Below are 14,674 nucleotides of genomic sequence, written 5' to 3'. Positions count from 1 at the left end.
GGCTTCTTTGACCATTAACGCTGCAGACTCAAGTGTGTTTAACTCGGCTGCCCAGGCATTGTTGACATCGTCTTGTGATCGCCCGTTGGTGATTCATGCGCGTGTGATTAGTGGGACCGGCGGAGGCCCAGAAAAAACCATTTTGAACTCGCCACGTTTTCTCGCGCGTCATGGTTATGATTCGGTCTGTCTGTACTTTCGTGATCCGGAAGACGAGGGATTTAGTATTGTTGAACAGCGTGCGGACGAGTTGGAGGCCCCATTGATCGGGGTGGATGACAGAGGAGCTGCAGACTGTCGCTTGCTTGGTCGAGTCAGACGCGCGCTGGGAAATTTTCAGGGACGCAAGTTAATTTGGCACGGGCATGATTACAAAAGTAATTTTGTTGGTCTGCGGTTGCGTAAGCAGTACTCAATGGCGTTGGTGAGCACCGTCCATGGTTGGGTATTGAAGACCTGGAAGACGCCACTGTACTACTCGCTAGATCGATGGAGTCTGAAGCGTTATGACCAAGTGGTCTGTGTGTCGACAGATTTACATCAAGATTGTCAACGATTGGGGCTCGCTGATGAACGCCTGCATTTGATCGACAATGCGATCGATTTGGAGCAATATCAGCGAACGGTTTCTCGAGAGGCTGCCCGGACGCTTATTCGCGCGCCGCAGGTTAAGTATCTGCTTGGAGCGGTGGGGCGACTGTCTGCCGAGAAAGGATTTGACTATTTAGTTGAATCGGTTTCAATTCTTCGTCGTAAAGGCATCGATGTAGGGGTGGTCATTGTTGGTGATGGACCGTCCAGAGAAGAGCTAAGTGCGCAGGTACGCGAGTTGGGCTTGGAGGATAGTGTCCATTTTGCCGGTTTCGTTGCCGATCCCTCGAAGTATTACCAGGCAATGGATTTGTATGTTCTCAGCAGTTTGCGTGAGGGACTACCTAATGTCTTGTTGGAGGCAATGGCATATGAAATTCCAGTTATAGCAACCGCAGTGGCCGGAATTCCTAAGTTGATCGATGGTGTCGAAAATGGTTGGCTGGTCGAGCCTGGTAGCGCTGAAAAACTAGGAGCAGCGATTGGAGTGGCTATCGATTCTGCTTCTGAGAGTAGGCGTCGTGGCATGATGGGGCGTAAGACAATTGAAGACCGTTTTAGCTTTGATTCGCGCATGAAGGAAATCGTTCAGGTGTACGGATCTTTGGATTGTCTAACACGGTAAATGCGGGTGGTTTTAGGGTGCTGGGTAATGTGATTTAGCATTGAAGGGATCGATTGATAGGGGCGTGCTTAGCCAGGCACGGCCGATCTAGGGGAATACCTCGTTGTGCATGATAATGACGAGTGCTTACGATTGTTTTTCGTCAACTGAATTCACTGGTAGTGCGTACTTTGATTTTTTGTGCATGTCTTGAGCGATACTAGCGGACAGCTGTAAATCGCTGTTCCTTGCAATTCAGTGTGGGATCGTGTGTTGCTGTGTGAGGCACGAGCATTATCGTGAATTATTTGTCGAGTGATTGAAATAGTCTCGATGTCATCAAAATCTCGGCGGCGTCGCAGAAATGGTTGGCTCCATTGCCGCTTTGGGCGGTACAAGACGGTTCTCGAGTGAAACTATATGTCAGGATATGAAATCCGTGCACCTTTACGTGGGTGGCTGCTAGTTCTTGCCTGTCTTAGTGCCGTAGCGTTGGTCTATGCTTCGGTCGTCCCCTTGCACTATCAACCGCTTGCCTTTGACGATGCGGTCGCGAAATTCGGGAAGACACCCTGGCTAAATCTATCGCTATACCAGCGGGCCGACTGGGTGGCCAACGCGTTGGTGGTGATGCCGATCGGTTTCTTTGCTGCAGGGGCTGTCAGTTTTGCTCGTGGTCGATTTGGCTTGCTCCGTGTTTGGGGCGCAGTCATTGCGGTAGTTCTGGCGACGATGCTGTTGGTTTTCGGCATCGAATTTGTTCAGGTCTGGTTTCCGCCCCGGACCGTTTCTCAGAATGATATCGCCGCTGGTTGTGCTGGCGCCATTCTCGGGCCCTTCGCCTGGCCGATCTTTGGGGCTCCTTTGTTGGCCGCTTGGGCGCGGATTCAAGGTGCCTCTCTGGGGGCGCAGCGCCGGCAGTTGGTGCTGCGGTTGAACCTGGCCGCGTACTTGATGATGCTGATTGTCTATTCGGTGATGCCGTTGGATTTGGTTTTAAGTAGTGGAGAGTGGCACGCAAAATGGGCGTCGGGGCGGATCCAGGTGATTCCCGGAGGTGAAGCGTTTCGCTGGCTGCAAGGGAATGGTGGGTGGAGCGATCTGTTTTCGCTGTTCATGTCGGGCGTGCGGATCGTTCCGGTTGGATTTCTAGCGTGGCTGTGTCTTTCGGCGAAGTGGCAACGCCTCCTGGTGTTTGGAGTGCCAGTGCTGGTGGAGGCGTTGCAGTTGCCCGTCTTCACTCGCTATGCCTCGGTCTCTGAAGTCTTGCTGGGCTGGTTCGGCGGGATGGCCGGAGTGGTGATCGCTATGAATCGCCAGAGGCTGTGGGGCTGGAATCGGTTTCTGATTTTGCGGCTAGGGGTGGTGATGGTCGTTGTTGCTGGGATTGCCGTCGGATTTTTTGGGGGGGCCGAGCGGTGGGCGGACGCGAAGGAAATCGCCGCCGGGGTCGACTCTTTCTTCTCGGCACCATTCGTAAAGTATTACTACGGCAGTGAATTTAGTGCCGGGTCGAATTTCGCCGGCAAGTTACTGACTTTTGCGGTTCTGGGAGCTGCGCTCGCCAATCTGTTCGGCTACGGCCGCGAGCGAATGCCAGTGCTTGGGTATGTGGTGTCGATCGCTCTCGTGCTTGGGTTGGGCGTCGTAATTGAGGTAACGCAGATCTATTTGGTGCCCCTGGTGCCGGATGCAGCGGATGTGATTATTTACGCCGCGGGCGCGGCGGTTGGTTGGAAGGCCTGGGCGATCGGGATGGAGGCTACGGAGCTACGAATAGGCGAGTTGTAACTGCCTCCTCCGCCCCGAAAGTATCGTTTTTGTTAAGCATTCTTTCGCGAGGAACGTCGATTCTATTGCTCAAGTTTTTGAAGTGATTTCGGTCTTCACTCTCCCTTGGGCGTGCAATTTATAAATGTCCTGCTTGCAGGTTTCCGAAGGGAATCGGCCCCGTGCCAGCTTGCCTGGCATGAAGCAAAGATTTGAAGTTAGATCGCATGTTTTGGATAACTTTGCTTCCGGTTCGGTTTGCCGCTGAAAGCGGCAAACCGAACCGGAAGCAAAACGCTGAGGGTGACCCTTTCTAATTGCAAATCTTTCGATCCTGTCGGGTAAACCGACGAGGGGACGTCCAGTGCGAAAGGCGAGAAAAGCAAGTGCTCAGACTGTCCGCCGGAAGCAACGTGAAGGCGTCTGAAGCAAGTCGCCAGGCCGCAAATTCGCACGCCCTAAGCTTCTTTGTTTCGTACAAAGCCCGAATCCTGGTGGTTTGGGTAAGGTTTTTCCGTGTGTAGGGGTTGCACTCCCCATGTGGGCGGTGCATAATGCTTTTAATGAAAAATTCTGTTCACCGAACCGTTTTGTCGTTTTTGTTTGTCGTAGCGGCTTTTGCCGCAATGGCAGGCCGGGCGGAGGCTGCGCTGCAGCTTGGGGCGGAAAGTGATCAGCCGGGAATCGAAGTGATAGGTGAGCCGGCAGAATCGATGCCAGTCGTCGAGAAAAGTGACGGCCTGGAATTAGGTGTTTCGGATAACGGAATCTCTTCCGTATCAATTTTTGCCTTGAGCGGTATCGAAGCCGTTGTTGGCGAAGAGCCTGCTGTCTGGCTCGGTCGCCAGCCAGCCCGCGTCAATGTTCGCTGTTGGGGTCTGCCGATCGACGATATACCGCGGACGTAGAGAAAAATATCTGCTTTGATGTATTTTTCTCGATGTTCTCGATATGAAAGAATTTGAATTATGAAGATGAAAGTATTGGCGATTCAAGCCATTTTGATGTTGGCCGTTTGCGTTCAGGCAAATGCAGGGGGAGTTTTTCCGCAAATCGACGGTGGTCCATTTGACAGCGTGGAGAATGATTTAGCGTTTAGCGTCACAGGTGGGCTGGTGACGATGGATGGTTTGGGGGTTGCGGATGTAGGGGGGGGCATCACTGTTAACTATATGTTAACGGGAAATGATGGAGGACCCGTGGGCAATTTGACTGTTGAATTTGTCGGCACAATCGGCGCCCTGACTGGCGCGGGTCCGTTTATTGGTAATCTGGTGACAGGTACTGCCACGGTTTTGGGGGATGGTTTTGATGAACTGAACCTGACCGTAACTGATGGATATTTGCAGTTGGCAGCAAGCAGTTCTCTGTACCTTGGTTTTAGTGCAACGACTGTCGATCCTCCCATCGAGCCTGGTTCAATTAGCTTTATTCCGGTAAGTTTTGATGCTCCGGGTTTCTTTAGCTCGACTTCGGATTTTTTCCTGGGGTCTGGATCTAGTGCGAATGGTTCATCTTTCAACGTGAATTTTACTACTGGTGTCGTCGGTAGTGGTGTCGCCCAAGGTTTGGTCAATCCTGTCCCCGAACCAGCTTCGATCCTGACTTTGTTGGGATGTGTTGCAGGAGCGTGCGTTATGGGACGTCGTCGTCGCAAGGTTGCTGCTGCTTAGTGAGTCATTAGTAATTGACGGGCCTTGATTTTCAGGTTCCGCACATAGAACGAAAGGCAGGTCCTCGAATGGAGGGTCTGCCTTTTTTCGTTGATGTATGGTAACGGCGTGCGGTATCCGTTCTGGAGCGAGAGGCTGCCCGAGGGGGGGCTTCGCTATTTGTTTGTTGTAGGCTTGGAGAACCGTGTGCGAATAAAGGTCTCGATTTTGTGAAGCACTAACGCGGCGGCAATTGCAGCGATGGTTCCAATGATTAGTGTTGCTGGCAACGACTTGTCTAGCCCCTTTGCGGTCGCTAGGTAGACCGGGCCGTGAACCAAGTAGAAGTGGTAGGAGAGGTTGGATGTCCTGGCAAGTTTTGTGATGGTTGCTGGTGAGAAGGATCCAGGGAGGAATTGTGTGCCGATGGCGACTATTGCAACCGCAATTGTGATGAACCCCGGGTGGATACTGTATGCGGCTAGGCTAGCAATTGCGATGATTGGTATCTGGTATCGCGGCCTGATGGCGTGTGGGTTGGTCGATAATGTGACGCCGGTTAGGAAGGCTATCGTATGCTGTGCAAAGTGTGCATCCGCTGCTAAGGATGCGATTGAAATGATGATGGTTAGCGGTAGTAAGGCCGGGAATTTACGAATCAATGCAGCTAGAAGGTAGCAGAATAGTAGGAGGGAAATAAACCAAAGATGGACGCCTATCAATTGGCCGCGATGAGTCCAGCCTGCTAAGCCGAGGAACTCTGAGATGACTAAGGATGTTGAAACTGGCTTGTATCCCGCTATCGCGTTTGCTGTAAGCAAGCCTGCTACAGTAATCCAGTAGGGAATGTAGATTCGCAGTAGTCGCCTAAAGAGCCATTGGCGTGTGTTTAAGGGACTTGGTGAGAGGGCCAGGAATCCGCTGATCGCAAAGAAGATTGCAACACCGATCTGTCCTAAGTCTAGTTGGAATAGTAGATGGGGAGTCGGGAAATCGCATATTGACAGCACGTGCTGCACGGCGACCATCGCCATCGCTATTAGTCGGGTGATGTCAAGCCATGGGGCTCGGGGCATTTTGGTTTGTTCGGGATTGGGGCAGTGGGTTGATTGTTTGAATGGGAGTATAGGGGAGACAAGGAGACAAGGAGACAAGGAGACAAGGAGTTGGGAGTTGGGAGTTGGGAGTTGGGAGTTGGTGCGGAGGTGCGGAGGTTGTGGCTTGTGCTTGGGGCGGCTGGGATCCTTTGTTCTTGGTTAGAATGTTCTAGAGTTTGCTGTCTTGTTGTGCTTCTTTGGAGTTTGGTCTTTGAATGTGGACGTTTTGCGGTGGGGGAGTGATGGGGCTGCGGAAGCGGCTTTTGGTGATTTTCTGCTGCGCCGTGGTGAGGATGAAGGTCAGGATGCCGGTGGGATGCCTCGGCTGGCTGGCCACCGGGCGGAATGGTGGCGGGCGATCTCGGCGGGACTGCGGCATAGGACTTATTTGCTTGTCTTGCGCGATCGTGATGACGTCCTGGGTGTGCTGCCGTTGATGCTGGTGAAAGGGCCGCTGTTTGGGAAGTTTTTGGTCTCGTTGCCGTATTTGAATACCGGTGGGGTTTGGGGTGGCGGTTCGGTTTGTGGAGTTGATGAGGGCCGGACGGCTTGCGCCGTTCCGCTAGGAGGTGGCGGTGGAGGAGGAGTTGGCGCTGGGTTGTTGGTTGATCGGGCTTGTGCGCTGGCGGATGAGTTGGATGTTCGCTATCTGGAGCTTCGGCATGAAGTTCCTGTGGAGGGGCACCCGAAATTGAATTTCTCGCGGACCGATAAGGTGCATATGCGACTTGCGCTGCCGGCTTCGGATGAGGCGCTGGACAAGTCGTTTAAGTCAAAGCTGCGGAGTCAGGTTCGGAAGGCGGGGCAGTCGGAGTTGACGGTTGTCTGGGGCGGCGAGGAACTCTTGTCTGATTTCTACTCCGTCTTCGCGGTCAACATGCGCGATTTGGGGACTCCCGTTTTCTCGCGGCGCCTGTTCGCCGCGACGCTGAAAGAGTTCGCCGGGAGTGCGGAGCTGTGCGTGGTCCGTAAAGATGGCCAAGCGGTTGCAGGGGCTTTGCTGGTTCACTGTGACGGAGTGACTGAAGTGCCGAGTGCAAGCTGTTTGCGGGCGTTCAATTACACCGGAGCCAATATGTGGATGTACCGCCACTTGTTGGCTCGAGCGATCGAGAAGCAAAGCCACACGTTCGACTTTGGCCGCAGTAGCGTCGGCAGCGGGACGTATAAGTTCAAGGCTCAATGGGGAGCCGAGCCGTTCCCGGCCGTCTGGCAATACTACATCCGAAAAGGATCCGCCGACGCAATGCGTCCCGATTCGGACGGAAACCAAAAGCTGATCAAGATCTGGCAGCGATTACCCGTGTGGGTCACGAAGCTAATGGGGCCGGAGATTGTAAGAGGGATTCCCTAGCGCAGCTGGGAGTTGGGAGTTGGGAGTTGGGAGTTGGGAGTTGGGAGTTGGGAGTTGGGAGTTGGGAGTTGGGAGTTGGGAGACACGGAGACACGGAGACACGGAGACACGGAGACACGGAGACACGGAGACACGGAGACACGGAGACACGGAGACACGGAGAGGGGCGGGCGTTTTTTTGGGGCGGTGCTGAAATAGATTGTTGGTCGTTGGTAGGAAATCCTTTGTTTCGCAATCCAACTGACGGCCACTGCATGCGTGGCTCCTTCACTCCTTCACTCCTTCACTCCTTCACTCCTTCACTCCTTCACTCCTTCACTCCTTCACTCCTTCACTCCTTCACTCCTTCACTCCTTCACTCCTTCACTCCTTCACTCCTTGTCTCCTTGTCTCCTTGTCTCCTTGTCTCCTTGTCTCCTTGTCTCCTCACTCCCTAAGCCCATCCTGCTACTTCCGCTTGGACGGTTTTCCAGATTTGGAGGATGATGGCGGTGGCTACGAAGGTTACTAGGGCTAGGACGATCCCGACGGCTAGTCTTCGTTTCCAGTGCCTGCGGCGGCTTAGGTGGACGATGCTGCCGGTGACGTTGTGAGTTAGTTGCTCGGCGCTGACGATTCTTGCTGCGCCGCTCTCGGTGCTGCTTGGTTGAGTTTGTGGCGCAGGTGGCTTGGTTTTCGTGGCTACGCTGGTTTTTTGTGCCGCCGCCTTGGTTTTCTTATCTGCTGCGCTGTTCTTCTTGCTCGCTGGGGGGGCTAGTTGTCGGACTTGGACGCTGCCTAGGTCTAGGCCGGTGTTGGATTGGACTCGCGTGAGGCTTGGTTTTTCGCTTAGCGTCCATTTGCCTTGTGGGGTGATTCGGCTGGCTAGCTTTAGAAACCAGAGGCCCGTTGTTAGAGATACAAAACAACCGTGACAGGGGGCCAGTGAGTCGTGTTTCAGCCGCATGGCACTGGGCGGGGCACTGCCAAAGATGGTGACTGGGCGTTTCAGTTGCGTGTCCCAGCGGCCTTTGGGGCCGGAGAATTCTAACCCTGGAAAATGTGGTGCCGGCTGTTGGGCATTTGAACTGGCCTTTGGGTTCAGCGTTACCGTCAGTTTGCAGGCGCCGACGGATAGGACTTGCTCGGGGGCAAGAGGCCCCCATGCGGCAGGCTCCATCAACGCCAGCGGCCAAGCTTCGGCGGATGTCCCGTGCACGATCAGCAGGAATGCGACGTCGGGTAGCCCCGATGCGGGGAGCGAGATCTCGCATTTAGGGTGAGAGCCGACTCGAGCAAACGGAAGCCGCGGTGTGACGACGCGCGTTTCTCCCGCGGCAGCGATCGATACGGACCAAGCGGAGGCGGCCCAGAGCGGAGAAGAGACTTGATTCACCGTTGCACCCAACCTTGTAGGCAACTGCTTAACCATTTGGTTTAACAGCAAGCACCGTGCTTGCTGTTGTCGTTTTCAGTTCTTGTTCGGATCTTTCGTCGATTTAATCTGTGTGCTCGCGGAGACATCGAGGTGTCTCCGACGTGGTTCCGGACCTCTTCGTGCTTTGGCAGGTGGAAAGCCGGCCCTACTAGGGTTCTTAGCGGAACGGCGCGAGCCGTCCGGCCGCGCTGCCTAAAAACCTAGGCTGCTTGGATATCGGTTTTTTCCGGAAGTCGTTTGTTTACTGTACGTAGTAGCTTGGGAAAACAAAACAGGGATCCCTCTGTGGAGTTGGTAGGGTGCGGAGACAAGGAGACAAGGAGTGAAGGAGTGGTGGAGTGGTGGAGGAGACAATTGGTGGTGGGGTGGTGGGTCTTTATTCTTTTTTTGTTGATCGGTTGGGTTTGCGTGGTCGATACAGTTTAACAGGCTGCTTTGTTGGTGGTCGGTTTGCGCCCCTTTGTTGCTGGGAAGGATGGATTCTGCGATGGCTACCGTTGCTTCCGATAAACGCTCGGCTTCGATTCCCCAAGCAAGTGGCTTGGTGCGCTGGGTTTCGGCTTGGGGGGCCGGTACCGTTGATGGGCTGATGCTGGTCGGCGATATGGGGATTTTTACTTGGCGGATGATGGTTTGGCTGTTCACGCGATTGCCTCCGCGGGGGACTTTGCTGACGAATTTTTATCAGGTCGGCGTGCTCAGTCTGCCAGTCGTTTCCCTGACCGGAACCTTTATCGGGATGGTTTTGGCGGTTCAAAGCTATTACCAGTTCCAGTCGATTGGGCTGGAAAATCAACTGGGCGCCGTGATCAATATGTCGCTGGTGCGGGAACTTGGGCCGGTGCTTGCCGCGACAATGCTAGCAGGGCGTGTCGGTAGTGCGATGGCGGCGGTTTTGGGCACGATGCGGGTGACTGAGCAGATCGATGCTCTGACGACGATGGGCGCCGATCCGATTCACTACCTGGTCGTCCCCCGTTTTTTGGCTTGTATCTTGTTGATCCCGGCATTGACGGTGATGGCCGATTTCATGGGGATCGTCGGTGGCTACTTTTACAGCGTGATCGTGCTGGGGATCGATCATGCTCCCTATCTGAATCACTCCAGAGAGTTTGTTAGTGGGTTTGATTTCTGTAGTGGGATCTTTAAGAGCTTTTTCTTCGGGGGGACGATTGCGGTTGTTAGTTGCTATCGCGGCTTCAATTGTCAGCCTGGTGCCGATGGAGTGGGGCGAGCTGCGACGGCTTCGTTCGTCCACTCGTTTGTGTTGATCCTGGCGATCGATTTGTTTTTGAATATCGTGCTCGATTCGCTGTATTTTGCTTTCTATCCGGAAGGGGCTTCGATTTTGTAGGGTGGGCTGTTGTCCCTCGCTTACGCGTCGGGTTGGGATTTTTGGCCGGCACTTATGAATCGACGTCTTTCGCGAGAGGTGACAAGCGTGAGACATTCATGCTCGGCTGATGTGTGAGGGAGGCATAGGAAGGTCGGGCATGTGAAGGCCGGGCTAGGTGGTGGTGGTTCGGTTGATGGTGGTGGGGAGGGCCGGACGGCTCGCGCCGTTCCGCTAAGAAATTCTGGTTTTCGTTTTTGTTGTTTCTTTACTGGCTTATACGATGAATCTTGATGAACTGGATCGGGATGACGAGAACGAACCGGGGGCGGATTTGGTTCGCGCTGAGAATCTGTCGGTGATGTTTGGCCGGCAAATGGTTTTGCGAAATATCCAGTTGAGTATCCCCCGTGGTCAGACTCTGGCGATCATCGGCGAGAGCGGATGTGGCAAGACGGTCCTGCTGAAGACGTTGGTGGGGCTGGTGAAACCGATCTCGGGGCGCGTCCTGTTTGATGATGATGATTTGGCCAAGCTGGATGACAAGCGGTTGACGGAAGTCCGCAAACGAATGGGCTTCGTTTTCCAGAATGCGGCTTTGTTCGACAGTATGACCATTCGCCAGAATGTGGCGTTCCCGTTGCAACAGCATCGGATGGCAGACGACGACGAAATCAACGAACGAGTCATGGACCGCTTGGCCGAGGTCGGGTTGCCTCCGGAAGTCGCTAAGAAACGGCCGGCGGAGTTGTCGGGAGGGATGCGGAAACGTGTCGGGTTGGCTCGAGCCCTGATCATGGAACCCGAGCTGTTGGTTTACGACGAACCGACGACCGGGTTGGATCCGATCATGAGTGACGTCATTAACGAACTGATCTTGGGGACTCGGCGGCGTTTTCCGGTGACCAGTATCGTGGTGACGCACGACATGCATACGGCAAGGAAAGTTGCCGACCGCGTGCTGATGTTGTTCCCAAGGACTCGGCTGGCCGAGCATGAATCGCAGGTCCTTTTCGATGGGCCTCCAAGCGATTTGGAACATGCCGAAGATCGACGCGTGCGGCAGTTTGTGCGAGGAGAAGCAGGAGAGAGATTGAACGAGTTGATTGCGGCAAGAGGGTAGGAGACAAGGAGACAAGGAGACAAGGAGTGAAGGAGTGAAGGAGTGAAGGAGTGAAGGAGTGAAGGAGTGAGCCGGTTTTTTCGGGCTAGAGCAAACTGGAAAGTTTGTGTGAGTTGTTGTTTTTCGGCCTAGGAGTTTTTGAATCATGGATGAGAATCGGTTGCGGTTTGGAGTCGGCGTATTAGTCGTCGCCTCGGTGGCCGTCTTCATTATTTTGATGTTCCTGTTCGGGGCTTTCCCTGCGCTGTTGTCCAGTGATGTGCAGGTGACAGCGATCTTCGATTCGGCTCCAGGTGTCAGTGCGAACACTCCGGTCCTTCGCGACGGTGTCAAGATCGGCCGCGTCAGCGATATCAAGCTGATGCTGGACGGGGGAGTGGAATTGACGATGGAGATCGAATCAAAGTACGCGCCGACGCCGGCCTACATCCCTCGAATTTCGATGGGGTCGTTTGTGACCGGCGACGCGAACCTAGAATTCGTTCGCCGCAGCCAGCATGAGTTGATTAGTTTGCTGGACGGGCAAGCGGGGACTCCGCCCAATCGATTGCTGGAACCTGCCGAACGCAAGTTGATTTCGGTACGGGCTTCGGATGGCGATTTCATCGGACGTGGCAAAGTTGCGGGGGATCCGTTTGCTGTCTTGGTCGGTTTAGAAGACCAGGTCCGCGAGACGTTGGCGACGATGCAGACCGCCGGCAATTCGGTGGCTCAGGCAAGTGATTCGATCACGATGTTGGCGGGCGATGCTCGGACCGCCATCGGTGGCACGGGGACTCAAATCAACGAGATGACCGATCAGACTCGAGCTGCCGTGCAGGACTTCCGTGATACGTTGCAGGAGGTCCGGTCATTGGTTGGAGATCCTCAAATGCAGCAAGCGATCAAAGATTCGATGCAGGAGTTTCCCAAGGTCTTAAACGAAGCCGGGCAAGCCTTCGCGTCGACTCAGCGGACGATGCAGAGTTTTGAAAAGGTCGGGATCGCAGCGGAGGAAACGGTCAATAGCATGAGCCAGACCGTTAGAAACGTCGAAGAGATTACGCGTCCGTTCGCCGAGCGGAGTGATGAACTGGTGGATGGATTGTTGGTCAACCTGGACAATCTGCAGGTGACGTTGCATGAAGTCGGCGTCTTCAGCAAACGCTTGAACGAGGGGGACGGGACGCTGCGTCGCTTGATCGAAGATGACGAGCTGTACTGGCAGATCAAACGAGTCGTCGACAATGTCGAAGGAGCTTCGACCAGAATCCGCCCGATCTTAGACGATGTCCGAATCCTCAGCGATAAATTGGCTCGCGATCCAAGGCAGTTGGGGTTGAAGGGAGCATTGGATAAACGTTCGACTGGGCTAGGGCTGAAGTAACGTTTGTCGCCTTTCGCTCGAGACGTGCAATGTATTGGTGACGGTTTCCGAGCGGGTTGGGATCGTTTGATGCCTTCCTAGTTCCCGATGACCGCGGGGACTCCTCCTTGTGGGAGGCCTTGGGGGGTGGATGGGAGCGGCAGGGTTGGCGGTGAAGTTGTTTCTAGGGGGGCGGTGACGACTCCTGATCTTGCTTGTCCGCGGAGTTGGTCGGCTCGTCCTAGCACTTCATCTATTGCTGGGATCTTTTTAGGGACTAGTTCGATGTCGATGATCCGTTCGTCGCGGATCTCCCATGGCCACAACGTCTCGGTGATGAAATCGAGCGGTGGGTATTCGTACCAGGGTGGATTTAATCGCCTCTGGATCGTTTCGGTTTCGTAGCCGTCTTTTTCGATTCGGAATTCGCGGGTGCCGTAGTAGGTAAACGAGGAGGAGGCCGGCGAGGTTCCGATCGTTTGGTTGTCGACCGACACGATCGCTCCGGGGGGAGTCGTACGGACCGTCATCCGGCGGCGAACGCAGCCACTAGCGACAACCGTCATCGCGATTGTGGCTATCAGCCCTGCCTTTCGGGTGGGGATGTAGGAAATTCCCATGCTGGCGTTCGGTTTGAAGGTTTTTGGGAGGTGAGCGTTTGACGGTTATCTGAACGGAATGGTCGGGTTCGCAACCGTTCCAGCCCCGCTTGAATCAACGGTTGAGTTCTTTCGTGACGATTGTTGCGCTGCGAAAGGCGACATTGGTTGTATCGACGGTCCTCAGACGGAAGGGGAGCCGACGTATTGGGGACCGTAGCAAAGTCGGAGGGGAGCGATCCAGATCGATTTTGCCAACCGATACAATGCTGGCGTCGGACAGGTTACACTGGTCCTTTGCCTAAAACTCCCTTTGAATCCCTGTAAGTATGTCCGACTCCGATTACTGGAACGCCGCGATTGAGCATGCGATGCTATCGGACATTGGGATGCGGCGTGCGAATAACCAAGATTCCGCGGCGACCGTGGTGGCCGATTCGGAGGCTCGCTTTACAAAACGGGGACATCTGTTTGTTGTCGCCGATGGCATGGGAGCTCACGCCGCGGGCGAATTGGCCAGCCAGATGGCGGCGGAGCGAATTCCTCAGCACTACCTCCGCGATTCGATGGCTCCGATCCCCGAAGCCCTGCGTGGAGCGATTCATGAAGCGAATCGTGAGGTCTATCTAAAAGGGCAGAGTAACCCCGAATTCCATAATATGGGGACCACCCTGAGTGCACTTGCCTTGGTGCCCGATGGGATTGTGGTGGGGCACGTGGGAGACAGCCGAGTCTATCGCTTGCGCCGCGACGTGTTCGAACAACTGACGTTTGACCACAGTTTGGCTTGGGAAATGGAAGCCAATGGTCACGTCCAGCCAAATAGTGAACTCAGCCGAGCGATCCCCAAAAACGTGATCACCCGGTCATTGGGCCCCAGTCCTGAACTGCAGGTCGATATGGAAGGTCCCTGGCCGGCGCTTGAGGGAGACCGCTACCTGTTGTGCAGCGATGGTCTGACCGGCCCGGTCGAAGACGAAGAGATCGGTATCTTGCTGGGCTGTTTGCCGCCGGAAAAAGTCAATCGAGTCTTGGTCGATCTGGCGAACCTACGTGGAGGACCGGACAATATCACCGTCATCTCGCTTTGCGTGAATGCGAATTTTAATCAAAGCGGTGTCTCCGTCTCTGGGCCTCGAATACGTCGTTCCCCGCCGGTGTTGCTGCCGGTGATGATGATTGTTGGCGCTTTGCTAGCAATCGTGTTTGCGATTCAAGGGATTTGGCCAGCGGTCGGAGGGGCTTTGGTTTTTTCGGCCGGGTTGGCTTTGTTTACTGCGTGGTATTGTTTTGGCAGCGGACCACCTGCGGGCGCCAGCGGGCAGAGCGGGGGAAGTGGTCCCAGAGGCCGAGGACCGTATCGACGTTATTCGGCGAAGCCAACCGCAGAGTTCGCCGAGCGGCTGGCCGGGACGGTTCAAGCCCTGCGAGATGCCGCCGAAGAGAAGGGCTGGCAGGTGCGCTGGGAAACGATTGACGAGCAGCAAGCAAAAGCTGAAGCCGCGGTGAAAAAAGGGGACTGGCGACAAGCCGTAGCCTGGCAAGCCGAAGCGATTATCTCCACCATGCAGCAGCTGCGGCACCAAAGAGGGAACGAAGAACCAACGGTCGAGTTTTAAAAGAATTCGCCGCATGGTTTGTTTTGCGATTTTTCTTAGCGGTACGGCGCGAGCGGCTTGCTGATTTAGTGATTGTCGCCTTTCGTGGGGGACGTGAAATTTATAACTGGCGAAAGTCTGGCTCCCCTCGCCCCTAAGCAAGCTCTTTGTTGCGGAAGAAACCTTAGCTA

12 protein-coding genes are annotated in these 14,674 nt (G+C 54.7%); 9 read left to right on the top strand and 3 right to left on the bottom strand.

Features of this window, described 5'->3' with window-relative positions; all coding sequences use genetic code 11:
• The first annotated feature begins 7 nt into the window (after positions 1-7).
• The 4 genes from FF011L_RS24130 to FF011L_RS24115 all read left to right on the top strand — a co-directional run bounded on the left by FF011L_RS24130 (position 8) and on the right by FF011L_RS24115 (position 4,638).
• Positions 8-1,216 (top strand): glycosyltransferase, encoded by a 1,209-nt coding sequence (locus FF011L_RS24130; RefSeq protein ID WP_246109602.1) that lies wholly within the window; start codon positions 8-10, stop codon positions 1,214-1,216.
• Between the two features lie 399 nt (positions 1,217-1,615).
• Entirely contained in the window at positions 1,616-2,986 is a 1,371-nt protein-coding gene (locus tag FF011L_RS24125) for a VanZ family protein (protein WP_145354499.1), read from the top strand.
• 542 nt (positions 2,987-3,528) lie between these two features.
• Positions 3,529-3,873 carry a hypothetical protein gene (locus FF011L_RS24120; RefSeq protein ID WP_145354498.1) on the top strand — a complete coding sequence of 115 codons (345 nt, stop codon included), beginning with the start codon at positions 3,529-3,531 and terminating at the stop codon, positions 3,871-3,873.
• A 60-nt stretch (positions 3,874-3,933) separates the two neighbouring features.
• Complete coding sequence (locus tag FF011L_RS24115) at positions 3,934-4,638, top strand: PEP-CTERM sorting domain-containing protein (RefSeq protein WP_145354497.1); 705 nt, start codon at positions 3,934-3,936, stop codon at positions 4,636-4,638.
• Positions 4,639-4,793: 155 nt separating this feature from the next.
• Here FF011L_RS24115 and FF011L_RS24110 read toward each other — a convergent pair whose 3' ends face one another.
• Positions 4,794-5,693 (bottom strand): acyltransferase family protein, encoded by a 900-nt coding sequence (locus FF011L_RS24110; protein WP_145354496.1) that lies wholly within the window; start codon positions 5,691-5,693, stop codon positions 4,794-4,796.
• Between the two features lie 238 nt (positions 5,694-5,931).
• Between FF011L_RS24110 and FF011L_RS24105 the strand changes: the two genes are divergently transcribed.
• The gene (locus tag FF011L_RS24105; protein WP_246109950.1) at positions 5,932-7,068 is read left to right on the top strand and encodes a GNAT family N-acetyltransferase; all 1,137 of its coding nucleotides are present in this window, start codon (positions 5,932-5,934) and stop codon (positions 7,066-7,068) included.
• Positions 7,069-7,501: 433 nt separating this feature from the next.
• Here the strand turns inward: FF011L_RS24105 and FF011L_RS24100 are convergent, their stop codons facing one another.
• Positions 7,502-8,443, bottom strand: coding sequence for a hypothetical protein (locus FF011L_RS24100; protein WP_145354495.1), 942 nt, complete (start codon positions 8,441-8,443; stop codon positions 7,502-7,504).
• A 631-nt stretch (positions 8,444-9,074) separates the two neighbouring features.
• Here FF011L_RS24100 and FF011L_RS24095 point away from each other — a divergent pair.
• The 3 genes from FF011L_RS24095 to FF011L_RS24085 all read left to right on the top strand — a co-directional run bounded on the left by FF011L_RS24095 (position 9,075) and on the right by FF011L_RS24085 (position 12,307).
• On the top strand, positions 9,075-9,839 hold the full coding sequence (locus tag FF011L_RS24095) for an MlaE family ABC transporter permease (protein WP_391560948.1): 765 nt from the start codon (positions 9,075-9,077) through the stop codon (positions 9,837-9,839).
• Between the two features lie 262 nt (positions 9,840-10,101).
• Positions 10,102-10,941, top strand: coding sequence for an ABC transporter ATP-binding protein (locus FF011L_RS24090; RefSeq protein WP_145354493.1), 840 nt, complete (start codon positions 10,102-10,104; stop codon positions 10,939-10,941).
• A gap of 145 nt (positions 10,942-11,086) precedes the next feature.
• Positions 11,087-12,307: an MlaD family protein gene (locus FF011L_RS24085; RefSeq protein ID WP_145354492.1), complete on the top strand. Its 1,221-nt coding sequence runs from the start codon at positions 11,087-11,089 to the stop codon at positions 12,305-12,307.
• A 77-nt stretch (positions 12,308-12,384) separates the two neighbouring features.
• On the opposite strand, the gene FF011L_RS24080 is transcribed toward FF011L_RS24085, so the two are convergent.
• Positions 12,385-12,906, bottom strand: a complete 522-nt coding sequence (locus FF011L_RS24080; RefSeq protein ID WP_145354491.1) for a PEGA domain-containing protein — start codon at positions 12,904-12,906, stop codon at positions 12,385-12,387.
• 308 nt (positions 12,907-13,214) lie between these two features.
• Here FF011L_RS24080 and FF011L_RS24075 point away from each other — a divergent pair, with 308 nt between their 5' ends.
• Positions 13,215-14,504, top strand: a complete 1,290-nt coding sequence (locus FF011L_RS24075; RefSeq protein WP_246109600.1) for a PP2C family protein-serine/threonine phosphatase — start codon at positions 13,215-13,217, stop codon at positions 14,502-14,504.
• The last annotated feature ends 170 nt before the right edge of the window (positions 14,505-14,674 follow it).

This window comes from Roseimaritima multifibrata (genome assembly GCF_007741495.1).
Lineage (GTDB): Bacteria > Planctomycetota > Planctomycetia > Pirellulales > Pirellulaceae > Roseimaritima > Roseimaritima multifibrata.
Note: the sequence above shows the minus strand (reverse complement) of the source record. Positions and strands in the feature narration are given on the sequence as shown.

Bases quoted from the DNA above. Each gene is read 5' to 3' on its own strand.
- FF011L_RS24075 (WP_246109600.1), top strand. From the start codon at position 13,215: ATGTCCGACTCCGATTACTGGAACGCCGCGATTGAGCATGCGATGCTA.
- FF011L_RS24125 (WP_145354499.1), top strand. From the start codon at position 1,616: ATGTCAGGATATGAAATCCGTGCACCTTTACGTGGGTGGCTGCTAGTT.
- FF011L_RS24085 (WP_145354492.1), top strand. From the start codon at position 11,087: ATGGATGAGAATCGGTTGCGGTTTGGAGTCGGCGTATTAGTCGTCGCC.
- FF011L_RS24095 (WP_391560948.1), top strand. From the start codon at position 9,075: ATGCTGGTCGGCGATATGGGGATTTTTACTTGGCGGATGATGGTTTGG.
- FF011L_RS24115 (WP_145354497.1), top strand. From the start codon at position 3,934: ATGAAGATGAAAGTATTGGCGATTCAAGCCATTTTGATGTTGGCCGTT.
- FF011L_RS24080 (WP_145354491.1), bottom strand. From the start codon at position 12,906: ATGGGAATTTCCTACATCCCCACCCGAAAGGCAGGGCTGATAGCCACA.
- FF011L_RS24120 (WP_145354498.1), top strand. From the start codon at position 3,529: ATGAAAAATTCTGTTCACCGAACCGTTTTGTCGTTTTTGTTTGTCGTA.
- FF011L_RS24110 (WP_145354496.1), bottom strand. From the start codon at position 5,693: ATGCCCCGAGCCCCATGGCTTGACATCACCCGACTAATAGCGATGGCG.
- FF011L_RS24090 (WP_145354493.1), top strand. From the start codon at position 10,102: ATGAATCTTGATGAACTGGATCGGGATGACGAGAACGAACCGGGGGCG.